Below are 24361 nucleotides of genomic sequence, written 5' to 3' on the forward strand. Positions count from 1 at the left end.
TTTAATAATGGTGTAAAATTAGAGTAATCTTAAAAACCGGGCTATCAAAAAGATTATTTAAAATGTTCAAAATCGCGACAAATACAATTTTACACAAAATTCACATTTACACCCAAACTACTCATACACAGCCACTAAAGCTCCTTTATCAACTATGACAAACATTTTATCATCTTTCTTGATATCATAATTAAAATCCAGCTCATATTTTCATCTTATTTAAAATATGAAATAAAATCATTGAAAAATATCATTTTTTCATTATTAAAAAAAGGTATTCTCCTCACATCCTTCAATAATAAAGTTTATTCCATAAAAATCTGCTGTATTTTTTTCTTTCCTTATAATTATCGTAAATTTGTATACACATACTTATTTAATTTAATAAAAATAATAAAACGTAATATGTCAAAAGCAATTTCGCAAGTACCATTAGCGGTAAATGAGCCGGTAAATTCTTATGTACCGGGGTCTCCGGAAGTTAAAAGCCTTATCGACACTTATAAAAAGATGTGGGCTGAGAAGGTAGAAATTCCAATGGTTATCAATGGAAAGGAAGTAAAAACTGATACAAAAGTACAGCTTCAGTCTCCTCAGGATCATGCTCACGACTTCGGATTTTATTACCAAGGTGGTATGCAGCATGTGGATGATGCTATCAACTCAGCATTGGCAGCTAAAGAAGCATGGAATGCTCTAGGTTGGGAACAACGTGCAGCCATTTTCTTAAAGGCAGCTGATCTATTGGCAGGTCCTTACAGAGATGTAATTAATGCAGCTACAATGATCGGACAGTCTAAAAACGTACACCAGGCTGAAATTGATGCGGCTTGTGAGTTCATCGACTTCTTGAGATTCAACGTAGAGTTCATGACAGAAATGTATTCTGAGCAGCCAGTTTCTGACAACGGAATCTGGAACCGTGTAGAGTACAGACCACTAGAAGGGTTCTGTTTTGCAGTAACTCCATTCAACTTTACAGCTATTTCAGGAAACCTTCCTACTTGTATGGCCATGTTAGGAAACGTTGTAGTATGGAAGCCTTCTGATAAGCAGGTTTATTCTGCAAAAGTAATCATGGATGTATTAATTGAAGCTGGTCTTCCTGCTGGGGTTATCAACATGATCTTTACAGATGGTAAAGAAACTGCTGAGAAAGTATTGGCTCACAAAGATTTTGCAGGTCTTCACTTTACGGGTTCTACAAAAGTATTCCAGGGAATGTGGAAAATGATTGGTGACAATATCCACAACTACAGAACATATCCAAGAATCGTTGGAGAAACTGGAGGTAAGGATTTTGTTATTGCTCACCCTTCTGCGAATGTAGAAGCAGTAGCTACAGCTTTAGTAAGAGGTGCTTTCGAATACCAAGGACAAAAATGTTCTGCGGCTTCAAGAGCTTATGTTCCTAAGTCTCTTTGGGCTGATGTGAAAAAAGTAATGGAAGCTCAAATGGCTACTATTAAAATTGGTTCTCCAGTAGATCCATCTAACTTCGTAAATGCTGTAATCGACAAAAATTCTTTCGAAAAATGTAAAGGATATATCACCAGAGCTAACGAATCTTCTGAAGCTACTGTAGCAATTGGTGGTACTTGTGACGATTCTAAAGGATGGTTCGTACACCCAACAGTAATTGAAACTACAAACCCTCAATACGAAAGCATGGTAGAAGAGATTTTCGGCCCAATCTTATCAGTATTCGTATATGAAGATCAGGACTGGAAAGAGACTCTTAAAGTAGTTGATTCTTCTTCTCCATATTCATTAACAGGTTCTGTATTTTCTCAAGACCGTTATGCAATTGCTGAGGCTTACAAAGCGTTAGAAAATGCATCCGGTAACTTCTACATCAACGACAAACCAACAGGTGCCGTAGTAGGACAACAGCCTTTCGGTGGTGGTAGAGCTTCAGGAACAAACGATAAAGCCGGTTCTAAAATGAACCTTCTTAGATGGACGTCTGTAAGAAGTGTGAAAGAAACTTTTGTTTCTCCAAAAGACTACAAATATCCATACCTAGGGTAATTATCAATAATGAGTAATAGGTAATGAGTAATGATTGCCTGTTCTTTTCATACAGCCTCGGAATTTCGGTTTCGGGGCTTTTTTTGGGATACGAGATTCGGGGTACGAGTTGCAGGGTACGCGCAAATTCGAAATTCGAAATGTAGGGTATGATGTTACTGTGGCCGTTTTTATCATAACACTAGCTCCACTCTAATATTCTAATACTCTAATACTCTAATACTCTAATACTCTCCCACTCTCCAAACTACTCACCTAACATTTTTTAACAAACTTTACCTATAATTTACAATTTCATACTACCACTTAGGAATAATTGTTGATTTTTTACAATTACACCCCAAAATAAAATTGTATGAAAAAGTTATTGTTAACAGCCATTGGAGTAGGATTATTTGCAGTGAGCTGTGGAACCAAGGAATCAACAATGTCAACAAGTAATACTGATTCGACCGCAGTAGAACCAACACAAAAAGCTGTACCGGCTACTACTGATACGGTACGTACGAAAGTGGCAAATCCTGACAGTATCAAGATGAAAAAAGATTCTACGGCAGCAACTCCTGCCAAATAAGGTATTATAACGTTTAATTTAGAATGGAAAATCTGCAGCTGAAAGTGCTGCAGATTTTTTTTGATTGAAATAGATGATAAAAGGTGAGAGTCTTTCATGTAGCTATTTTTGACTAAAGCCATGGGAAGGAATATTCTTAAAGACGGATTAAAGTTTACCCCTATTGAATTTTAATATCGGTATCTTTTAACCTTTTAATTAAATCACTATATTTGAGTAAGATCAATCAATAAAAATAGTATTATGAAAAAATTATGGATAGGAGCTATTCTGGGACTTCTCTTTCTTGGAAGCTGTGCTCAAAACAAAGAAAAAAGAGAAGAATTCAAGGATGCTCACAATAAAGATTCTTTAAGAAATAAAATGGGAGATTCTGCTGTTGCCAATTCGGAACCTGTACCCGCAACCCCCGACACTTCAAAAACAAAAACCGACACTACAAAAGCTAAATAAAATCACAAATCCACAGAATATCTGTGGATTTGCACTTAAAAAAACTTGACTGAAAAAAAACCGGGCAATCAACCCCGATTATATTGTATTCCCTAATATTTCGATTAGGTAAATTTCCTACGAAGACAAGACGAGGAATCGTGATTATTTCATGGTGAAGAAATAGGCACGAATCCCAGATTAAAATTTTTGGTTTGATAAAAATTAAGTAGTTTCTCTATTGTAGAAGAAAAAATATTCCCTAAACAACAATAGAGATTAACTGTAGTATAATAGTGATCATTCCCGTTAAGCTGAAGCAAAGATAGGATAGCAACCCTTTGATATAAAACAATAGGTTGTTCATTTTCATGAAAATAGCAATAGTGATTAAAAAAAATTATTCATTTTTAATCATTTTCCCGAAAACGAACATCTTTATCTGCTTGATTTTCAGAATCAAGATGTTTAATATATGCTGATGGGGAGAAGTCAGTCACCGCTTTGAATACTGCAGCGAATTTACTGTGTGAAGAAAAGCCACATTCATCAGCCAGAATACTTATTTTATATTGTCTGTATTTCTCGTCATTGATAATCTTATCCACAATATAATTGATCCTTAAGCGATTAATATAAGATTTAAAGTCAGCACTCTTATGCTGATTGATCACATAGGAAAGATATTTTGTATTGGTATTAAGTTCGCCTGAAAGAAAAGATAACGACATACTTTTACTATTGTAGAGATTCCCTTTTTCAAAATCATCCAACAATTCCAGTAGTTTCAACTCTGTTTCGGAAGTCATCAGAGATTCATTCCTTTTTTTATCGGCATCACTGTCTTTTTCTTCAATTTCTTCTACAGAAATATTTGAAAATTCAATTTCATGAGAGGATTGTTCCAGTCTTTCTTTGGAACCATAAGCCAATTGTTGGCGGGTTCTTATTATACTTCTCAGTTTTGAGCGCTGTTTTTTCTCTTTTGTTCTGAAGAATATAAGTAAGCCTATAATAGATACAAATAATATAATGATAGCCACATTCTTTACAATATTAAGCCCTCCGTTTTTAACTGTTTTATTGATTGTATTTTCAGGGTTTTTAGTGAAAAACTCCTGATTACGGACCGTAATACTGTCATAAGCTCTTACATATTTCACGGCATATAGAGAAGCTTTAAATGTATCTCCTATGTCTTCATAGTAATCATTAATATTAGAATATACAGCCTTTCTGAGTTTAAGACTTCGGGAGGTATCTGCAATTTTTTCCGCTTTTTTAAGATACATCTCAGCTTCTTTCCAGTTTTTCTGTTTTAGACGGATTCCTCCAAGACCATTATAGATTAACCCCAGCGTACAGCTCCCTTTTTTCAGTAATGCTTCTGCTTTTCTATAATAATTTTCAGAAACGAGATAATCATTAAGTTTAAAGTATATATCTCCCAATGCCTGATAAGAAACAGCGATTGTTTTGCTTTTATTGGAGATCTTTGCTTTATCAAAAAATTCCAGAGAAGCTTCAATATCCTGTATAGCATTTGAATAATTACCTAATTCCATTTCATAAAAAGCCATTTCCTGATTCAGCAGACCTGCAGTTTCGTTACTTTTTTGAAAATCGGTAATCAGTTTTGAGGATTCAAGTCCTTTTACAATATATTTTTTTGACCTTTCATACAGCCCAACCTGTCTGTATTGTCTGGCAAGAAGTCTGCAGATATATATCATCTGCTCAGTATCATCGATCTGGCTAATTAAAGAATGTGCACTCTCACTATATCCGATAGCTTTTTTAAAATTCCCTGAATACTGATAAAGTTCTGAAGAAAGAATAAGGCTTTTAATTTTTTCCTGCGATGTTTGTGCAGTTAAATAGAGAGAGTCTGCAGTTTTAAAAGCTGCGGGTAAATTTTTATGAGAAGTGACAACAGTTGTCTTTTCGCAGATCTGATCAAAGCTCGTTTTTTTCTGCGCAAATATCGGAATTGCTGTTGCAAGTAAAAACAAAAGTTGGAGTAAGTTTTTAGGCATAAAAAAACAAATTATTATTCTTATTTTATAATAACTCATCATTTTTTCAACTGGGTGTCTTTTTGTTTTTTACAAAACTACTAATATTTTACTTTTTATTAAAATATTCTCCTGTAATTTAATCATTTAAACCAAATCATCAATTTACATTAATTTTAATAATAAGAACAAAATAATACATGATCATCTTTCATATCAAAACTATGCCTATACTAAAATCAAGATTTAGGTATAATTATTTCTAAAATGATTGACTTAATTGTCATCATATTTATTACATTTGTATGGAACAAAATTAATTTCATGAAAAGATTAGCTATAATTTCATCTTTATTTATAGGAATTTTTGCATTTGCACAGGGTATAAAATTTGAAGACGGCAACTTTGCGTCTGTCCTTGCCAAAGCAAAAAAAGAGAACAAACTCATATTCATTGACGCCTATGCTTCCTGGTGTGCTCCCTGCAAACTGATGGTAAAAAATATTTTTCCTCTTAAAAATGTAGGTGATTACTATAATTCTCACTTCATCAATACTAAAATTGATATGGAAAAAGGAGAAGGGATTGAACTGCAGAAAAAATACAATGTAAAAGTATTTCCTACCTACCTGTTTATTGATCCGAATGGTGAAGCTGTACACCGAACAGTAGGGTATGTAGAAGAAAAAGACTTTATCCAGTTTGCAAAAGATGCTGAAGATCCTAACAAAAAATTGGCGGCATTAAAACAGAAGTTTGAAAGTGGAGAAAAAGATCCGGAATTTTTGAAAAACCTTGCCAACCTTACCCTTTACAGTGATATTGATTTCACTGCAAAAGTTATGGACCGTTATTTTAAACAAAAAACAGAATTAGATAAGGAAGATGTTCAAATGCTTCTTGCAGGAACACAAAGTACGGCAAGTCCTTTATACAAAACTTTTGAGGAAAAGAAAGCCGATGTGATCAAGTTTTTCCCGGAGCAGTATAAAAATATAGAAAAAAACATTAAATTAAATGGAATTGCCCAAAAAGCATATAATGCAGATACCAAAAACTGGGATGAGAATTACTTCCTTACTGAGACTCAAAAATTTTTAAGTAAAGAGGAATCAGAGAAAATCTTTAAAAGAATGAAAGCCAACAGAGCTTTGAAAAACAAGGATGTTTCTTTATATGAAAAACTGATTCTTGAATTGTACCAGGATTATTCTACTGCAAGCTCTGGAGAATTAAACTCACTTGCCTGGAACTTTTTTGAAAATGTAAACAATAAGGCATCGTTAGAAAAAGCTATCGCATGGGCACAGGAATCTGTAAAAAAAGATCAAAGTTATGCCAATACTGATACTTTAGCCAATCTCTATAATAAGGTAGGCGATAAGAAAAATGCAAAAATATGGGCAGAAACTTCTATTGAACTCGCTAAAAGTAAAGGACAAGATCCTTCTGATACAGAAAAATTATTAAAAAGCCTTTAATAGATAAAGCATAAAAACAAAAACCGCAGATTTTATCTGCGGTTTTTTTGTTACAACCTTTCCTCAAATCTAGGGTTCACTATATAGGAAAGGAAATTATCACTTTTCAAAGTGCATTGAAAGATTGTGTATATATGGATACTGCGTCTCTTAGTATTCAAATAAGACACTTCCCCATGTAAATCCACTTCCAAATGCAGAAAGAAGAACCAGGTCTCCCCTTTTTATTTTACCTTCTTCAATGGCTTCACTTAAAGCAATAGGAATAGAAGCCGCCGTTGTATTTCCGTATTTCTGGATGTTATTAAATATTTTATCATCGGGCAATCCGAATTTCTGCTGAACAAACTGAGCAATTCTAAGATTAGCCTGATGAGGAATAAACATATCAAGGTCTTCAACTGTTTTTCCTGCTTTATTTAAGGCTTCTAACATGGTTTCCGGAAACCTTGTTACGGCATGTTTGAATACGAAATTACCGTTCATAATCGGGTAAACTTCTTTATTGGTTACATTTTCCGGCTCTTTTCTCATTCTGTCACTCCATCCGAATTTAGAACCTGGAAACTGTGTACAGAGTTCATCTGCATACTTCCCTTCCGAATGCATATTTACCGCTAAAATATCTCCTGAAGTTTCGTCTTCTGTAGCACAAAGTACCACGGCCCCTGCTCCGTCTCCGAAAATAACGGAAACACCTCTTCCTTCGTCAGAAAAATCCAATCCGAAAGAATGAACCTCTGCTCCAACAACAAGAATATTTTTATAGGTACCGGATTTAATAAAGGCATTGGCCACACTCATAGAATAAACAAATCCGGAACATTGATTTCTCACATCCAATGCTCCAATGGTATCACATCCCAGCATATCCTGAAGCAAAACCCCACATCCAGGAAAGTAATAATCCGGTGAAAGTGTTGCAAAAACGATATAATCAATATCTTTAGCTGTAAGACCTGCTTTTGCAAGTGCTTTTTCAGAAGCTTTAAATCCTAGATAAGCAGCAGTTTCCTGAGAGTCATTCCTGTTCTTACGATGCCTTCTTTCCTTGATTCCTGTCCTTTCTGTAATCCACTCATCATTGGTGGTCATTAATTGGGAAAGATCATCATTGGTAACAACATTATCTGGAACATAAAATCCTACTCCTTTTATGGTACTTTTAATCATATAGTTTTTTAATTTTGGCAAAGATAAAACTTATTTAAAACATAGTATTTCAAAATATTAGTATTTTTACTTTATGCCAATTGATACAATATACAGAAGCTCCCAATGTGAATGGGTAGATGTAGAGGCTCCTACAGCAGAAGACCTTAAATTTCTTCATGAAAGATATGAAATTAACAACCTTCTCCTGGAAGATACCATGGACCCTAACCACCTTCCCAAATATGAAGAGGACGGGAATGTAAAATTCTTTCTCCTCCGTGAAAGTACGGAACTGGAGAGAAAAAACCTGAATACCATCAGTGACATCAGCACCAAGATCGGAGTTTTCTTAGTGGATAATACCATTATCACTATCCACAGGATGAAAACCCGAAGTATTTCTGAGACCAAGAAACAGATTTCAGCAATTCAGGAAGATGTTACTCCTCAAAAAGTTCTTTTAATGATCGCCATATTGATTATGAAAAGTTTTGATGATGAATCCCTGAGCTTATTTGAAACTATGGATAATATTGAAAATGAGATTTTCCTCAAAAATACCAATCATACCAGCCAGATCCGAAGACTTTATAAACTGAAAAGGAAGTCCGGATTGAATTCACGGGTATTGGTTATTTCTACCGATGCTATTGACAAATTTAAACTATTGGACCTTCAGGATTCTGAAATTGTCGATTTAAAAGACAAACATAAGGATGTGGTTGCCGATTTTGACCATTTAAACATACAGATTACCAACCTTATTTCTATGTTTCTTGCACTTTCTGATCAAAAAGCCAATCAGGTCATGAAAGTCTTGGCCATCTATTCTGTTTATTTTTTACCAATCACTTTTATTGCCGGTGTGTATGGGATGAACTTTGATAATATGCCTGAGCTTCACCATAAATATGGCTATTTTATAACAATGGGAATCATGGCTACTGTAGTAATCAGTACATTTATCTATGTAAGGCGTAGACAATGGTAATCTGAAGACCATAAACAGCAGGCAAAAAAATAAAAGAGGAGCAGTGCCATCAGTTCACTGAGAGATCGCTCTATCTTTTCCACCACCACAAAACAAAAGACTATGAAAACTGAGGATCTTAACAAAATTCTGGAAGATGATTCGCTTTCATCAGGATCAAAAGAAAAACTTGCAGCCCTGCATGAAAATATTTCATCCAAGGAATTCTCTGATCTACTCGACCACCAAGGAAATCAGTATGTAGAGTTTGTCCAGGAAGGTGGCGGCGTCTGGGGAAGTGCGTTGGTAGGCTATCTTTATGGCCTGGAAATCTTTGGAATCCGTTTTTTAAAGGTAGCAGGAACCAGTGCCGGAGCTATTAACACGATGTTGATTGCAGCTTGTAAAACGAAAGAGGAAGCCAAAAGTGAGCTTATTAAAGAGATTCTTTTCAGCTGGAATTTTGCAGACTTTATGGATGGAAAAACGTATGTAAAAACAACCCTCCATTCTATGCTGAACAATAAAAACTTCTTTACCATTAATCTCGTTATTGCCGCAGCCCTGTTTATTATCCTGATCAGTATCCCATTCGCAGTTTCATCAGAAACGATACTGAATGCCAAGCTTATGTTTCTGATCCCTCTGATTCCGGCAATTATTCTCTTTTTCTGTATCAAAAAACTCTACAACAATTTCAGAAAAGAAAACAGCGGACTTAACCCCGGAAATGTTTTCACGGATACCATGAAGAACGCGCTCGATAGTTTTGGAATAAAAACTGTTGCCAATCTTAATGAAAAATTTATCCGGAAGGAACACAGCCTCAACCTCAATTACCGCTATGGAAACGGAGAGGAATATTATACGCGGGCTTTGCAGAGTATAGAAAAGATTAAAACTAAAAATCTGGAACATATTGACCAGACCCGATATAGAATTTTCTATGAAAGTGCCCTTAATAATGATTATTATAAAAACAACCCATTTTATCAGTTAAGATCAGAATATATTGTAATCACCACAGATATTAACGCTAAAATAAAGGTAGAGCTTCCCACTATGGCCAATTTGTATTGGTCCGAAGAAGAGCTCAAGCACATCAGCCCTGCTGAATTTGTCAGAGCTTCCATGTCTGTCCCTTTCTTTTTTGAACCTTTTCAAAAAAGGATCAATAAGGATGAAGATTCTGTGAAATATGCCTGGAAATTCTGGATGAACACCCAACAGCAAGATATTAATCCTGTAGGCGTATTTATTGATGGTGGCAGTATCTCCAATTTTCCGATCGATATATTCCATGCAGATGAAGTTTTCTACCCGAGAATGCCTCTTTTTGGAGTACAATTGACCAATGATTCCGATATTCTTTCTGAGAAGGGAAAAACAAGCGAGGAAATTCTTAAAACACCCTTCAGTTATGCAGGAAATATCATCAGTACTTTAAAAGGCTTTAATGACAAAACCTTTCTTACCAAGCATACTTTTTATCATCTGTTCAGTATACAAACCGTCAATTGCGGAAACAGCAGCTGGCTTAACTTCTTTATGAAAAAAGAGGAAAAGGAAGAACTTTTCAACAGAGGTTTTCAGGCAGCCCTCGATTTTCTCAACCAGTTTGACTGGGAGAAATACAAGTATGAAAGAATGATGCTCTCTATGAAAGAGAAAAAGATCCTGAAAGAAGAAGATACCCCTACCGTGGGATAAGGATTTTTAAGTATTTTTGTTAAGCAAAAATAGATTACGAAATATATCTGTGAATGCCGTGGAGAAAATGCTGAGTAAATAAAACCTTTCCAGAAATGAAAAAAAATATTGCACAAAAATTCTCCATTATTCTTTCCGTTTTAATTGTAATATTGATTGTGTTGAGTTTTGTTCATGAGAGTTTCTGGATAAAACAGATGCTCAAAAAACCCAGATATACAGTAGCAGAGGCTACTACAGACTGGCATCAGAAGAATAACAATGGTGTAGGAACAGATTATAAATACCGGGTTAAAGACAAAATATATTTCGCAACTACAAATTGTTCTTACCAAAAAGGGGATCAGTTTCTTATCATTTTTGATTCTCTAAAACCTAAAAATGCAAAGGTCCTTGGTATCTACTCTATTGAAAACTATCTTATCGATTTAAAAATTCCTGTCAATGGTTGGAAGTATGAAGATGTTCCCTTTAAAATAGACAGCAATACCATAAAAAAATATGTACAGGACGGGAACATTGAACCCTTTGAATACGATCAGGAATAACTATCAAGGAGAACAGTAAATTCGGAAAAAAATAAGTTGAGCTTACCTCAGAAAATCCGAAGAAGTCAACTTATTTTTATACCATTATAATGTATCCAAAAAGTCCATATACATCGGAACACTTCTTTCAATCCATTCCTCAGAAGAATTACGTTCTATTCCGTAATATACAAAAGGTTCCTTATACTCTGCTTTGATATAGTCAAAGGTCAATTCATAAGGCTGAAAAAGTTCATTCATCGTATATTTATATTCTCCGGACGCACTATAGCCATCTTCATCAATTCCTGCAGTAACAGCCAAAGACATTTTTTTTCCTCCCAGCTTATAACCGCTGTTGCTTCCATAGGCCCAGCCATACAAAACAACCTCATCCAGCCATTGTTTTAACAGCGGTGGACTGCTAAACCAGTAAAAGGGAAACTGAAATACAATTTTATCATAAGATTCCATCAATTCCTGTTCTTTAGCCACATTAATCTTCCCATCAGGATATGCTTCATACAACTGATGAACAGTATATTTTTCAGGAAATTTTTTGAGTTCTTCAATCCATCTTTTATTGATTACAGATTTTTCAATATCAGGATGAGTGACAATAATTAAGGTTTTCATTCAATTTAAATTTCTATTGCAAAAATACGATACGTAACTTACATTTCGTACATTAGCAACCTATTGTATGGTACTATAAAAAATGTAAGTAATGACTAAAATAAAGGAAACCTCAACTAATTTCGCCAATAAAAAGGCTCTTGCTGATGAATGTCCGGAAATCTATGCTTCCAACCTTATTGGAGGACAGTGGTCTTTGGCTATCTGCTGTTATCTGATCAACGGAAAAATGCGGTTTGGAGAGCTTAGAAAAAAGCTTCAGAATATTACGGAACGTATGCTTACCTTACAGCTTCGGAGGCTTGAGGAAGAGAAAATTATTACCAGAACTGTTTTTGCAGAAGTTCCACCTCGGGTAGAATATGAGCTTACAGAGATTGGGTATAAACTGAAACCTATTATTCTGGAGTTTGAAAAGTGGGGAAATGAGCATAAACAGCTTATGAAAAAAGCAGAACAAAGATAAAAGATTCTTTATTTTATGTACATTTAATCTTTAAACTAATACTATGAAAAACCTACCTTTTCTGATTTCCCTTACAATAAGTGTTCTCTTCGGAACATGGGTCAATGCACAAAAAATTTCCGACGGCCAGCCCCTTGAAGTCAATGGAATGAGCATTACTTTCAATATCCTGAATAAAGAAAGTGTAGAATCTGGTGGAAAATCTTATGACCGTTATAAAGTTTCTGCTTCGGTCAAAAACACTTCAGATAAGTCTTATACGATCAGGCTATCTTCTTTTCCGCAGATTGTGAGCAATATCGGACTTGTAGAATTAGACTGTATCAATGCTACCGGTGCAAGACTGACATCCAAAAAGATTGAACTTAAAATGAAGGCCCAGATGATTAATGTGACCTACTCTGCTTATGACAAATCCGGAAAGTTTATAACCAGTACCATTCCCGTAACCGGCAGTTATTATTTTGATCCCGGAGATACCATCAGTGATAATGCTATTTTTATTGTTCCTCAGGGTGAAAAACCTGATGTTTCCGTAAGAAGTCTAAGATAAAATATGAATTGTGCCGCCTGATATTCTGTCGGCACAACTCATCTTAAAATTATTTTTTATTTTTCTTCAGCCTGTTTCCATAATGGATTATGCTCCAAAACCTTATGATAAACAGGACAGCTTTCTGCATGAGATCCTTTCAGATATCCCGTGCTCATTAAAAACTCATTCACAATCTCTCCACCTGTAAATTTGAATGTTTTTTTGAAAAGCTTCATCCATTCCTGTAATGTCTTAGGATGGTGATGTTCCAGCCATTTCTCAAAAGAACCAAAGTCTTTCTGCAGTCCTACAATAGTTTTGGCATTTTCAATCGCAGCATTAACCTTTAGTTTATTTCTGATAATTCCCGGATCACCTAACAGTCTTTCACGGTCTTCTTCAGTATAAGCGGCCACTTTATGAATATCAAAATTACTGTATGCTTTTCTGAAGCTTTCTTCTTTTTTCAAAACCGTTTCCCAGCTCAGACCTGCCTGATTAATTTCCAGAAGCAGTCTCCCAAACAACTCATTATCATCATGAATCGGAAACCCATAAAAATTATCGTGATAATTTTTATGCAGTTCTTTTCTGCTTTCAGGCTGCATCCCATCTATGGCTAAACAATAACTCATTTAAATATATTTTCTGTTTTCGTTAAAAAATTTTCCAGGGCTACTTTCATATCAATTCCGGTGCGGTCTGCCAATACAATCAGCCACCAGATATTCTCGCCCAGTTTATGTTCCAGTTCTGCAGCTGAATCTTTTTTCAGCCATCTTTTCTGATGAGACATTATATTTCTTCCCACCAATCCTGCATCGGTAAGGTAAGCAAGTGCATCTTCTTCAAGGGTCCATTCCGTTCCATGATGCTGTATTTCAAGCTGATGATACTTTTCTCTGATATCCAGGGAACGTTCTATAATTTTGTCAAAACTGTTTGTATCCATAATCACATGTATTTAAGAGTAGTTACTCTCTATATCAATTATTAGAGGATAAAGATAAGGTAGGGTTGTGACAACTGTTAGTCAGGAGTGGTTTAAATTTTATTTTTACCCTATTGTCCTGCTTTCAATTTTGAAATATACTATAAATTAGATTATTGTAAGCCCGCAGGGCAATATCCCACTATTTCTTTATGGATCAACAGGATGAAATCTTACAATTTATAGAGCTTACATTAAAATAAAGTGTAGTTTTGTAAAAATGTCACACACAGGAATCCATATGAAGACCTATAAAGCCATCATAACGATGCTTATACTGGCATTTTCATTATCGCCCTGTTCTGTAAAAAGGGATGTTCTCGATATTTTTGATATTCAGTACATCAGTGGTTTAAATAAGGTAAAAACAACCTCCGGCTGTGATACCTCTCCTACAACTTCCAGATTTTCAGTTTCAAAAGCTGATGTTAAATTAACCGGTAAAGATTTCTTTTCTCTCAATTTTCCAATAAAAAATACGGAAAGTGAAAGGCTTTCTTTCAACAAATACTCTGGCCATACCACTGGCAACAGCCCTCCAAAGTATATTTTATTTAAAAGATTAAAATTAAGTTTGATTCAGGTTTAAAAACATCAAACTCAATCAGTCTTTTACATAAAATCAATTTTAATGAAACATACCATAAAAAGCCAGTCTTCAGATTTGGCAGGCTTATATACTTTATCCCTCCGAATGGTTATCGGATGGACTTATTTTTCAGCTTTTTGGCGCAGGCTTATCCTTGAAAACAAGCTGACACCCGATGAAAACGGATATATCGGAGAAAAATTCAATCACTTTCTCCCAAATGCTTTAGGAATAAAACCCATTATCGAATATTTAGTTACCCATCCTGATACCTTACAGCAGTCTATGATGATCTTTACCATTATTGAAGCTATAGTAGGTTTATGTATCATACTGGGTTTATTCACCCGGTTCATGAGTATTGGAATCTTCGGGCTGGCATTAGGAATTCTTCTGGGTTCGGGCTGGTTGGGAACAACCTGTCTTGATGAATGGCAGATAGGTGTCTTGGGTATTGCAGGAGGATTTGTTCTTTTCCTCACGGGAAGCGGTCCTTATTCTCTGGACTACTATTTCATGAAGAAAAACAAGGCTTTCACTCAAAAAAAATGGTTTCAATGGTTGGGTTCCGGCGTTTTGCCCATCTCAAAACCGAAAATTATTGTATTGACAGGCTCTTTAGCGATTTTCGGGCTTACCCTTTACACTAACCAATACTTCCATGGCGGGGTCTACGGAACACTACACAATAAATCGGTAAAACCAAAGGTTGAAATTTCCAATATTTCTCATAATAATTCAGATTTAAAATTTGAAGTATACAGAACCGAAGGTGCAGATGTATACGGTTCTTTCCTCATAGGGATCCACATCCTGGACAAAGACGGAAATATTGTGAAAGAACTGAATCATCAGGAGCTTTCAACACTATCGAAAGAAAACATTCACAACCATTATGTAGCTAAGGTAAAGCCGGGAAAACACAGCTTAATAATTCCATTGGGAGCAAAAGCTGATATTATAATTGATATCCGGGATGTTCTTCTGAAAAATAAAGTCCATACCTTAAAACTTATTGATATAAGCGGTATTGAATGGATAGGAGAAATCCAATAATCAGTTTTTACTATACAATTTGTCATTTTTGGTAAACGTAAAAGCCCAAAATATTTTTAGATTATGGCTTGCCTCTTTAAGAGGTATAAGTAATGATCACTTTTTGAGCCATTGCGTTTACCAATATTTGACTTCTTTTAAAAACTATAGTATTAATTATGAGTGGATAGGCCCAGGATTGCAAGGCGAATTTGAAAGATCTGTTTTTAGGTTTTGGCTAAAGCCAAATTGGATGGGTTAAAAAAACAGGCTAAAGCCCGTTCCTATTGATACAGAAAATGGTGTTTACTGATCACATTATACATTATACATTATACATTATACATTATACATTATACATTATACATTATACATTATACATTATACATTATACATTATACATTATACATTATACATTATACAAATCTTATACACACACGAACTATCCGGATTCAGTTCCAGCACCTCCATTTCAAATAAAACATCCAGCCCCATGGCATCGCATACTCCTTGTACGAAAGGTTTGATCACCGGCCATTTTAATAGATGGGCAATCTCAAACTCTTGTGTTATTCTATGGTAGCGATCCACTCCTTGTATCAACATTTCAATTTTATGGTCATTCAATTCTTTAAATTCAAAACTATATTCGGGACTGGATGTAAAAATTGCTCCTATAAGTATTTTTGCTACTGCTGGAATTCCGGTCTTTAAACCGGGTTTAACGGCAAGGTTTCTCAAAGCCATTTTCGATCCCAGATCATACATAAAGCTATTGGAAAGGAGTTCAATTGCTTCAGTGCCAAAAAGTTTTCCTGCTTGCTTGAGCATTCCTCCGTAAAAAGCTCCTGTAATATCTGAAAGTCGCTGAACCAGCTCTCTAAATGTTCCGGGAAAATAATCCGAAATAATCTGATCCATATCCATTTCAGGGAGATAAATATCATTTTTTCTGAAATCGGATAATGCGACAAACGTTTCCGGCAGTTGTACGTTATTATTCATGATAAAAAGTTTTTAATATCTTGAAATAGTATACCTGTTTTTTGAAACAAAAGCAGAATTCCTTATTTCAATGAAAATAAACACAGGAATACCATACAATGAGGGTTTGATACAGTCAAAAGATATAGCTAGCAGCTATTCTTCAGATAGAAGTATATTGTAATACTCCGGAATTCCTCTATTGAAAAGGGAAAGTATTGGTAAGGGAACTTATTCATATTTTTTCATTTTGTACAGTAAAGTTAAAGAAAATAAATAAATTCTCCAACAGGTGATATTGTTTTATAAAAAGCAGTAATCATTTAATTACAAAACATTTACATCAGCAATAAAAAATATCCCTCATACACTTTGTTTAAAATAGTCCATAAAAAAACCTCCGGAAAATCCGGAGGTTTATATTGTATATCTACATTTAGTGCATCGCTTCACTTAAATCTATCTTTTCTTTACTTTTTCTTTCTTTTATAAATAAGATAAACGGAATACATATCAGGAATATGACTCCCAGGTAAAGAAATACATCCATGTAGGACAACACAGTTGCCTGTTTGGTTACAGATAAATCAAGCATTTTATAAGCCGCATTCAAGGCAGCATCAGGTGTCATTCCTTTGGATATAAAACTGGCCTTTAATGTATTTATTCTTTGCTGAACTTCAAAATCCGTTGAATCCAGGTGAGTAATCAAATTCACTCTGTATTTCTGGCTTGCGTTAGCAATAAAAGTAGTAATAGCTGCAATACCAAAAGATCCTCCCAACTGTCTCATCATCCCTGTAAAGGCAGCACCTTGTCCAATTTCCTGGCCTTTCAGAGTACTTAATGATAAGGATGTAATCGGGATAAACAATAGTCCGAGCCCGGCACCTCTTACAATCAGCATCCAGAAAAAGGCATCTTTACTGGTATCCGGTGTCAGGATTTTATATCCCCAGAAACTATACACAAAGAAAATGAACAGTCCCAAAGACACCAAAATCTGTTGTTTTGCCCCTTTTGCCAGCAATCTACCAATAATAGGCATCATGAATGCTGTTGTTAATGCTGCCGGAATCATCAATGCTCCCGACTGCAATGCCGTCCATCCCAAAATACTTTGTGTATACAGAGGAACAATAAATGTGGAACCATATAACCCGAATCCTAGCACAAATGACATCATTGTCCCGATCCTCAAATTACTATTTTTAAGTACTCTAAGTTCAACTATCGGGTACTTAAAGGTAAGCTCCCGCCATAGAAACAATATAAATCCTAGAACAGCAGCTATTGTAAATGCGACAATCATTCCGCTTTCAAACCAATCCTCTTCATGACCTCTCTCTAAAATGAACTGTAATGAACCCACCGTCACTGCCAGTAACCCAATACCAATCCAGTCTACATCGGATACCTTACGTTTTTCAGCATATTTCGGACTTCTTACAAACTGAAGTGTCATCAAAGTGGCCGCAATTCCAATGGGAATATTGATATAGAAGATATAAGGCCAACTGAAATTATCAACAATATACCCTCCTAATGGCGGACCTAAGGTAGGGCCTATAATTACCCCTAATCCATAAATGGCCTGAGCCATACTTCTTTTCTCAATCGGATAAGATTCCGTGATGATCGTTTGTGAAGTTACCAATAGTGCTCCCCCACCAATTCCCTGCATTAATCTGAAAAATACCAATTCCCAAATATTCGTAGCGTTTCCGCATAAGAATGAAAAAATGGTAAATATAATGATGGAAGCAGCAAAATAGTTTCTACGTCCAAACTGCTGTGAAAGCCAGCTCGTCATCGGTACGACAATTACGTTACCTATTGCATAAGCCGTAATTACCCAACCTACTTCAGAAAGTGTGGCTCCAAGATTACCCTTCATCTCATTCAAGGCAACATTTACAATCGTGGAGTCCACAATTTCAAGCAGAGCACAAAGAATTGCCGTAATCGTGATGATTACTCTTCGGGCTCCATATTCTACTAATGAATCTTGCATATATTTTTAATAGGTACAATGTAAAAAGTATAATATAAAATGTCTTTTTAAACTACATGGATATACTTTGTACTTCCTATATTGTACATTGTATAAATTATTTCAAAGAAACCTCTGCTTTCACGTTCATTCCTGTTCTTAATCTTTTTGCAATATTTTTATCAAGATTTACAAAATCAATTTTTATAGGAAGTCTTTGAACTACTTTTACAAAGTTACCACTCGCATTATCCGGAGGCAAAATGGAAAATGTAGCACCTGTGGCCGGAGAAAATGAACTTACCACTCCTTCAAATTCTTTGTCAGGAAAAGCATCGATTTCAATTTTCACTTTTTGTCCTTCAACCATTTTATCTACCTGCGTTTCTTTGAAGTTGGCCACTACCCATTTTTGGTCATTCTTTACCAAAGCAAACAGCTGCGCTCCTGCCTGAAGATACTGACCCACCTGAGTAGGCACTTTTCCTACGTAGCCATCTTCTGCAGCAAGAATTACAGTATATGAAAGGTTTAATTTCGCATTTTCAACATCCACTTCTCTTTGCTTTGCTACAGAACCTGCAACACTGATTTGTTGTGAACTCGCAGCGGTTTGAGAAGATGCAATATTCGTTTGCTGAGCAATTTGATTTCTCTGATCCACCAAGACCTGTAACTGCTTATCTGCAGATTGTTTTGCGGCTAAAGCCTGCTCATATTGCTGCTCTGTAATAGAATGGTCTTTTACAAGGTTAGCATATCTTTTTAAATCCTGGGAAGTTTTCCACACATTTACTTTCGCTGCCTCGATTTGTGCATTGGCAGTAACTACCGCTGCTTCAGAAGAGCTGATATTTTTTGAAGTGGCTGTTGTAGTAGCTTCGGCATTTGAAATATTGCTTTTAGCAGTAGATAAAGCAGCCTGAGCCTGCTCAAGAGCCATTTTCTGGTCTCTGTTATCTAAAATAACCAACGTATCTCCTTTTTTTACGAACTGATTATCTTTTACTTTCACCTCAGTGATATATCCTGAAATTTTGGAAATCACCGGAGTCATATTAGAAGCAATCTGAGCATCATCTGTTTCTTCATGATATTGTCCATAAGTAAATGCTCTGTAACCATAGATTCCTCCTCCGATTACTACAGCTGCTAAAATGATAGGAAAGACTAAACTTTTTTTCTTTTTAGGCTCAACTGCTTGTGTATTATTATTTTCCATGTGGGTTCGATCTGATTATTTAATTGTTAAAGTTCCTGTTGTCTGTAATAGTTTTCTATATGCTAATGCGGCGTCTGCTTTTGCATTGATTACGCCCACGTTTGCGGCAATCTGAGCGGCATCTGCATCCAGTAATTCGGTCATGGTTGCCAGCCCGTTGTCATATTTGTTTTTTGTGATCCTGTAATTTTCATTAGCCTGCTCAGCCGATTTTTCAAAAACAGCGATTCTCTTCTTTGAGTAATCAGTGTTTTGATACTCTCTGTTGACATCAAGCTTAATATTGTCATTTAACAACTCATCAGTGGCTGCCAACTGCTTCTCTCTCGCCTGTGATTGCTTCAAAGATGAATTCTCTTTCCAGATGTTTGACAAATTATAAGAAATTCCGATTCCTACATTCACGGCATTGTATACGGTAAGGAATTTAGGAATATCTGCCGCTACATAACCTCCGGTAAATGCCAGTGATGGAAGGTTTTCTGCTTTAGCAGCTTTTGACCCCAGTTCGGCAGCTTTTCTTTGCTGAGCTAAAGCCTGTAAATCTTTACGGTTTTCTCTGGCTTCATTTACATAGAAAACAACCGGTTTTACCTCAGACCCTTCTTCTATATAGTTTTGATCCACTTCAAGCTCTGTCGTTTCAGAAAGTCCCAGAAGCAAATCCATATTGATATTGGCAATATTGTAATTATTTTTGGCTTCCAGTAGCTGAAGTTCAATATTTGAAGTCTGAAGGTTTGCTTTCAATCTGTCGTTTCTGGCAATCAATCCATTGTTCTCCATTTTCAGAAATGTTTCATCTCTTTTTTGAGAAGCAGCAAGATTTTCTTCAAAAACTTTGATAGACTGATTGGCCTTAAACAGATTGTTGTAAGCCTGGGCAACATTATAAGCAATTGCAATTTTATCGTTTTCAGTGCTTAATTTGGATGCTTCCACCAGGTATTTTGCAGACTGAATCCCATACTTGATCCTTCCTCCACTGTAAATGGGAACGCTAAGATTAGCCGACCCGTAAAGAACCTGATGTATTTCTGGCCCTCCTGCCCCTCCGGAAAGCCCCGGAAGTTTGATATCAACATTCGGTTTTATCGGAAGGTACATATAGCTTCCAGAAACTTTCAATTCAGGAAGCTGCTTGTTTTTAGCTTCCAAAAGATCAGCTGTAGCCTCCTCGATCTTGGCTGCGTCGATCTTGAGATTCTTGCTGTTCTGGATTCCCAGCTGCACAGCTTCGTCAAGAGAAAGTGTTTTTTTCTCCTGAGCATTTGCATTTGCTACTCCTACGAATAGTGATAATGCAATCACTGAGTTATTTATTCTCTTCATAACCTAAAAGGTCTTTTAGTAAATGTTTTATATGTTTATTAAGTTCAGTATAGTATTTTTCGTCAAAAACACTCTCTTCTTCTGTGTCATTAAGGAATTCTTTATACATATCTTTAGCATTGAATGCATAAAACAAAGTTCCGCTGATGGTTGAGTGAAACAGATAAATTGGAGGATTTTTCGTGAAAATCCCCTTCTCCAGCCCACGTTCCAGTATTTGAGAATACATGGAAAGAAATCCCATTTTAGTTTGTTTTAAAAACTCTACAATCTGTGGATTTTCAGTGTGAAGCTGCTCCCTCTGCATAATCCTGTAAAAGCATTTCTGGGTTCTTATCCTATCGGAAAACTGGTCTATTATCTTTTCGATCTTCTGCCATTCATTAAGGTCTGTTCTTTCTACGATATCTTTTGAGAAAAACTGTCCTTCATTCATTCTGTATTCAACCAGTTTTTCATAAAGCTTTTCTTTAGAGCCAAAATAGTAAGAGATCATAGAGATATTCACATTTGCAGCCTTGGAAATTTCTCTGGTAGAAGTTCCATCAAAACCTTTTTCTGCAAAAAGTTTTTCAGCAGCAAATAATATATTTTCTTCTTTTGAAATCATATCACTTCCATTTTCAGGGCGCAAATTTACATAAGTTTTTCACAAAATCAAACGATTGATTGATTTTTTAATATAGATTTAATTTATCTGCAACATAAGACCGTTTCTATTAATATAATAAATATAAATAACTACAATAAAAGACAGTAATGCAGTATTCACTTGAATCACCTTAAAAATCAACAGTTAGACAGAAAGTGCAATACCGGCTTGTTCCGAATAGATGATGCTCAGGAAGAACCAAGCAGGCAGCTGTTTGTATAGAAAGGAAATAAAAAAACATTCCGGCCTGTTGGCCGGAATTGTATTTATGAGTTTTTATGAATATATCTTGATAGCTTTATCCCAAGATCTGTCCAGACAATTTTAGGATTTCCGTTTCTTGTCAGATGAAGATCAGCAGTATTGATTTCCTCTAAAATACTTTCAATATTGGCACCGCTGATAAATTTTGAAAATCCTGACCAGTTGAACCCATCAGCATTGATCTTTTTATAGACAAGATCCTCAGACTGATAGTTCTGAAGGAGTGCCAGTCTGAAAATTTCAGAACAATAATTTAAAAAATTCTTCTGTTTTTCTCTGTTCCACCCGGCTATTTCCCTTGCCCAGAAAATAATACTTTTAAGGTAAGCAGGTTTTTTCTTTACCATAAATGCATCCCGGACCCACTGCACAAATAATTTTTCAAATTCATTAGTCTTATCTCCGGAGTTTAAAAGTTTGATAGCATCATTTAGATCTCCCTGTGCTTCATGGATAACCTCTCTGATCTTTTCCCCGGAAATGGAAAATTTCTTTTCCAGATAGTCTTTAAGATCTTCATCATTAATTCTTGGAATTTCTACGATCTGGGTTCTGGAAAGAATCGTAGGAAGTATATCATTTGTACTTTCTGTAGTAAGGAGAATAATAGTTTTGGCCGGCGGCTCTTCCAGGAATTTTAAAAATTTGTTTGAGGCCGCAATATTCATTTTATCAGCTCTCCAGACAATAAGGATCTTCGTTCCTCCTTCAAAGCTTTTCAAGGAAAACTTCTGATTCTGGTCATCCACTTCATCTGCGGAGATAAAAAGCTGCTTGTTTTCTGATTCTAAAAAGGCAGTCCAGTCATCATAGCTCGCATAAGGAGAGGCCATGATCATCTCTCTGAATTCTTCAAACTTATTTTTACTTAAAGAATTTTTATTATCTGTAAAAACAGGAAAGCTAAAATGAAGATCCAAGTGATTCAGGTGCTCTACCTTTAAGGCAGCATGCTCGTTTTCCCGACTTAGTATCTCTCTGGCATATGCCAACACCATAGGTAATGTTCCATATCCTTCTTTCCCTACAAAAAGCTGGGCATGGCTTACTCTGTTTTCAGCAATACTTTCTCTAAGAAGTTTTTTCAGGTTTTCCTGACCGGCTATGTTCTCCCAATTCATGTTCCAAAGATAAAAAATCTTATCTCAATTTATAAAATTAAGTCTGTTTAATCTATCACGAAATCCTTTATATGCATTTTAACAGGACCCAACCTTATATTATAGGTAGCATCAATAATATAATTAGAATAAATTTTAAATTAAATTGCGCGCAATTTAATTTTCAACAATATATTTGCATTGCGAATTTTAACTTAACTTACTTATAAAATTCCAGACTATTTTGAATCCTTAAAATCAATATACAATGAACAAAGAATCAGAACAAAAAATAAGAGACGTTTTTCAGCAACAGAAAGCTTTTTTCAAAACCAATCAGACCAAAGATATTGAATTCAGGAAAGCCCAACTGAGAAAATTCCGCGAAGTATTTTTACATCACACAGATGCTCTTTGCGATGCTTTATATATAGATTTGGGGAAAAGCAGAAAAGAAGCGGAATATGTGGAAATTCAGATTGTGATCAGTGAACTTGATTATTTTCTGGAGAATATTGATGAATGGGCAAAACCAACTCCCGTTCCTTCCAAACCACATCCGACAGGAGCTGAAGTCATAAGTAAAATAATATATGAGCCGTATGGGGTAAGTTATATTATCGGACCATTCAACTATCCTGTTCAACTGACATTCAGTCCACTTATCGGAGCTTTGGTTGCAGGAAATACTGCCATTTTGAAACCATCAGAAAATACACCTCACGTTGCTAAAGTTCTTGAAGATATCGTAAAGGAATCTTTTGACGAATCTTACGTAGCTGTATTTCAGGGAGCTATTGAAGAAAATACTTTATTATTAAGCCTGCCTTTTGATTATATTTTCTTTACAGGAAGCCCCAATGTGGGAAAAATTGTAATGAAAGCTGCTGCAGAGCAATTAATTCCTTTGGCATTGGAGCTTGGAGGAAAATCTCCTACAATAGTTCACAAAGATGCAGATCTCGATAAAGCAGTGGCAAGAATATCTTACGGAAAATGGATTAACTGTGGGCAAACCTGTGTGGCGCCAGACTATATTTATATTCATGAGTCTGTAAAGGATGCATTTATTGAAAAATTCAAAGCGCATTTAAAGACAGCCTATAACGATGAATCTTTAGGAAAAATAGGAAAGATTGTAAGTCAGAATCAAATTAAACATCTTGCAGGATATCTGGAGGCTGCTCCTGAAAAAGTTATCTATGGAGGTAAGTATGATCTTGAGAGCCGATATTTTGAGGCTACTTTAATGGACACCATAACCTGGAATGATCAGGTAATGCAACAGGAAATTTTCGGTCCTATCCTACCCATTATGACCTACCACGACATTAATGAAGCACTGGAAGAAATAAATAACCGTCCAAAACCATTGGCATTATATGTTTTCTCAGAAGATCAGGAATTTGCAGATCATGTTCTAAGCCATACAACAAGTGGTGATGCAGAAATTAACAGTACTATTATTCATGTTGGTTCTCATTATTTACCTTTTGGAGGGGTGGGAACTTCGGGAATGGGAAAATACCATGGAAAATATAGTTTTGAAAGTTTTAGTCACAGCCGATCTGTACTTCAGGTAAAATAATTTTACAGGCTATCCTGTTAAAAAAAAGACCGTTATCAAATAAAAAACGGTCTTTTTCGTATAATAGAATTAGTAATT

At 35.5% G+C, this 24361-nt stretch carries 23 protein-coding genes; 12 read left to right on the forward strand and 11 right to left on the reverse strand.

Translation table 11 applies throughout. The annotated features are described in order from the left end of the window. Window positions 1-405 precede the first annotated feature (405 nt). The 3 genes from pruA (at window position 406) to B8967_RS11820 (ending at window position 3058) form a co-directional block, all read left to right on the forward strand. On the forward strand, window positions 406-2031 hold the full coding sequence (pruA, locus tag B8967_RS11810) for an L-glutamate gamma-semialdehyde dehydrogenase (protein ID WP_047487492.1): 1626 nt from the start codon (window positions 406-408) through the stop codon (window positions 2029-2031). 355 nt (window positions 2032-2386) lie between these two features. Beyond that, window positions 2387-2605 carry a cytochrome C551 gene (locus B8967_RS11815; protein WP_084086226.1) on the forward strand — a complete coding sequence of 73 codons (219 nt, stop codon included), beginning with the start codon at window positions 2387-2389 and terminating at the stop codon, window positions 2603-2605. Window positions 2606-2848: 243 nt separating this feature from the next. Next, window positions 2849-3058 carry a hypothetical protein gene (locus B8967_RS11820; protein WP_047487487.1) on the forward strand — a complete coding sequence of 70 codons (210 nt, stop codon included), beginning with the start codon at window positions 2849-2851 and terminating at the stop codon, window positions 3056-3058. Between the two features lie 389 nt (window positions 3059-3447). Here the strand turns inward: B8967_RS11820 and B8967_RS11825 are convergent, their stop codons facing one another. Then, complete coding sequence (locus B8967_RS11825; protein WP_179140057.1) at window positions 3448-5073, reverse strand: tetratricopeptide repeat protein; 1626 nt, start codon at window positions 5071-5073, stop codon at window positions 3448-3450. A 303-nt stretch (window positions 5074-5376) separates the two neighbouring features. Here B8967_RS11825 and B8967_RS11830 point away from each other — a divergent pair, with 303 nt between their 5' ends. Next, window positions 5377-6534 (forward strand): thioredoxin family protein, encoded by a 1158-nt coding sequence (locus B8967_RS11830; protein WP_084086228.1) that lies wholly within the window; start codon window positions 5377-5379, stop codon window positions 6532-6534. A gap of 150 nt (window positions 6535-6684) precedes the next feature. Here the strand turns inward: B8967_RS11830 and B8967_RS11835 are convergent, their stop codons facing one another. Further along, complete coding sequence (locus B8967_RS11835; RefSeq protein WP_047487479.1) at window positions 6685-7707, reverse strand: 3-oxoacyl-ACP synthase III family protein; 1023 nt, start codon at window positions 7705-7707, stop codon at window positions 6685-6687. 73 nt (window positions 7708-7780) lie between these two features. Here B8967_RS11835 and B8967_RS11840 point away from each other — a divergent pair, with 73 nt between their 5' ends. The 3 genes from B8967_RS11840 to B8967_RS11850 all read left to right on the forward strand — a co-directional run bounded on the left by B8967_RS11840 (window position 7781) and on the right by B8967_RS11850 (window position 10917). Continuing rightward, entirely contained in the window at window positions 7781-8680 is a 900-nt protein-coding gene (locus tag B8967_RS11840; protein ID WP_047487474.1) for a magnesium transporter CorA family protein, read from the forward strand. Between the two features lie 102 nt (window positions 8681-8782). Then, window positions 8783-10369, forward strand: a complete 1587-nt coding sequence (locus tag B8967_RS11845) for a patatin-like phospholipase family protein (RefSeq protein WP_084086229.1) — start codon at window positions 8783-8785, stop codon at window positions 10367-10369. 95 nt (window positions 10370-10464) lie between these two features. Next, window positions 10465-10917 (forward strand): hypothetical protein, encoded by a 453-nt coding sequence (locus B8967_RS11850; protein WP_084086230.1) that lies wholly within the window; start codon window positions 10465-10467, stop codon window positions 10915-10917. An 84-nt stretch (window positions 10918-11001) separates the two neighbouring features. Here B8967_RS11850 and B8967_RS11855 read toward each other — a convergent pair whose 3' ends face one another. Continuing rightward, the gene (locus B8967_RS11855) at window positions 11002-11532 is read right to left on the reverse strand and encodes an NAD(P)H-dependent oxidoreductase (RefSeq protein ID WP_047487464.1); all 531 of its coding nucleotides are present in this window, start codon (window positions 11530-11532) and stop codon (window positions 11002-11004) included. A 91-nt stretch (window positions 11533-11623) separates the two neighbouring features. Here B8967_RS11855 and B8967_RS11860 point away from each other — a divergent pair, with 91 nt between their 5' ends. Both B8967_RS11860 and B8967_RS11865 read left to right on the forward strand, forming a co-directional pair. Further along, window positions 11624-11998, forward strand: a complete 375-nt coding sequence (locus tag B8967_RS11860) for a winged helix-turn-helix transcriptional regulator (RefSeq protein ID WP_084086231.1) — start codon at window positions 11624-11626, stop codon at window positions 11996-11998. Between the two features lie 43 nt (window positions 11999-12041). Further along, on the forward strand, window positions 12042-12551 hold the full coding sequence (locus tag B8967_RS11865; RefSeq protein WP_084086232.1) for a hypothetical protein: 510 nt from the start codon (window positions 12042-12044) through the stop codon (window positions 12549-12551). Between the two features lie 56 nt (window positions 12552-12607). On the opposite strand, the gene B8967_RS11870 is transcribed toward B8967_RS11865, so the two are convergent. Next, the gene (locus tag B8967_RS11870; RefSeq protein WP_084086233.1) at window positions 12608-13168 is read right to left on the reverse strand and encodes a DNA-3-methyladenine glycosylase I; all 561 of its coding nucleotides are present in this window, start codon (window positions 13166-13168) and stop codon (window positions 12608-12610) included. Next, the gene (locus B8967_RS11875; protein ID WP_084086234.1) at window positions 13165-13485 is read right to left on the reverse strand and encodes a nucleoside triphosphate pyrophosphohydrolase family protein; all 321 of its coding nucleotides are present in this window, start codon (window positions 13483-13485) and stop codon (window positions 13165-13167) included. The genes B8967_RS11870 and B8967_RS11875 overlap by 4 nt, the downstream gene beginning before the upstream one ends. A gap of 259 nt (window positions 13486-13744) precedes the next feature. Between B8967_RS11875 and B8967_RS11880 the strand changes: the two genes are divergently transcribed. After that, on the forward strand, window positions 13745-14113 hold the full coding sequence (locus B8967_RS11880) for a hypothetical protein (protein WP_084086235.1): 369 nt from the start codon (window positions 13745-13747) through the stop codon (window positions 14111-14113). Window positions 14114-14155: 42 nt separating this feature from the next. Next, window positions 14156-15169 carry a TQO small subunit DoxD gene (locus tag B8967_RS11885; protein WP_084086236.1) on the forward strand — a complete coding sequence of 338 codons (1014 nt, stop codon included), beginning with the start codon at window positions 14156-14158 and terminating at the stop codon, window positions 15167-15169. A gap of 381 nt (window positions 15170-15550) precedes the next feature. Here the strand turns inward: B8967_RS11885 and B8967_RS11890 are convergent, their stop codons facing one another. The 6 genes from B8967_RS11890 to B8967_RS11915 all read right to left on the reverse strand — a co-directional run bounded on the left by B8967_RS11890 (window position 15551) and on the right by B8967_RS11915 (window position 22716). After that, entirely contained in the window at window positions 15551-16153 is a 603-nt protein-coding gene (locus B8967_RS11890) for a hypothetical protein (RefSeq protein WP_084086237.1), read from the reverse strand. Window positions 16154-16568: 415 nt separating this feature from the next. Continuing rightward, on the reverse strand, window positions 16569-18146 hold the full coding sequence (locus B8967_RS11895) for a DHA2 family efflux MFS transporter permease subunit (RefSeq protein ID WP_084086238.1): 1578 nt from the start codon (window positions 18144-18146) through the stop codon (window positions 16569-16571). Window positions 18147-18243: 97 nt separating this feature from the next. Beyond that, window positions 18244-19347 carry an HlyD family secretion protein gene (locus tag B8967_RS11900; protein WP_047487437.1) on the reverse strand — a complete coding sequence of 368 codons (1104 nt, stop codon included), beginning with the start codon at window positions 19345-19347 and terminating at the stop codon, window positions 18244-18246. 15 nt (window positions 19348-19362) lie between these two features. Continuing rightward, window positions 19363-20679, reverse strand: a complete 1317-nt coding sequence (locus B8967_RS11905; protein ID WP_084086239.1) for a TolC family protein — start codon at window positions 20677-20679, stop codon at window positions 19363-19365. Next, a complete protein-coding gene (locus B8967_RS11910) occupies window positions 20663-21289 on the reverse strand; it encodes a TetR/AcrR family transcriptional regulator (RefSeq protein WP_084086240.1) in 627 nt (208 codons plus the stop codon). The genes B8967_RS11905 and B8967_RS11910 overlap by 17 nt, the downstream gene beginning before the upstream one ends. 308 nt (window positions 21290-21597) lie before the next feature. Continuing rightward, on the reverse strand, window positions 21598-22716 hold the full coding sequence (locus B8967_RS11915) for a DNA polymerase III subunit (protein ID WP_084086241.1): 1119 nt from the start codon (window positions 22714-22716) through the stop codon (window positions 21598-21600). 247 nt (window positions 22717-22963) lie between these two features. Here B8967_RS11915 and mdlD point away from each other — a divergent pair, with 247 nt between their 5' ends. Next, window positions 22964-24283 carry an NAD(P)-dependent benzaldehyde dehydrogenase MdlD gene (gene mdlD / locus B8967_RS11920; protein WP_084086242.1) on the forward strand — a complete coding sequence of 440 codons (1320 nt, stop codon included), beginning with the start codon at window positions 22964-22966 and terminating at the stop codon, window positions 24281-24283. The last annotated feature ends 78 nt before the right edge of the window (window positions 24284-24361 follow it).

Source organism: Chryseobacterium sp. YR221 (genome assembly GCF_900176315.1).
GTDB classification, from domain to species: domain Bacteria; phylum Bacteroidota; class Bacteroidia; order Flavobacteriales; family Weeksellaceae; genus Chryseobacterium; species Chryseobacterium rhizosphaerae.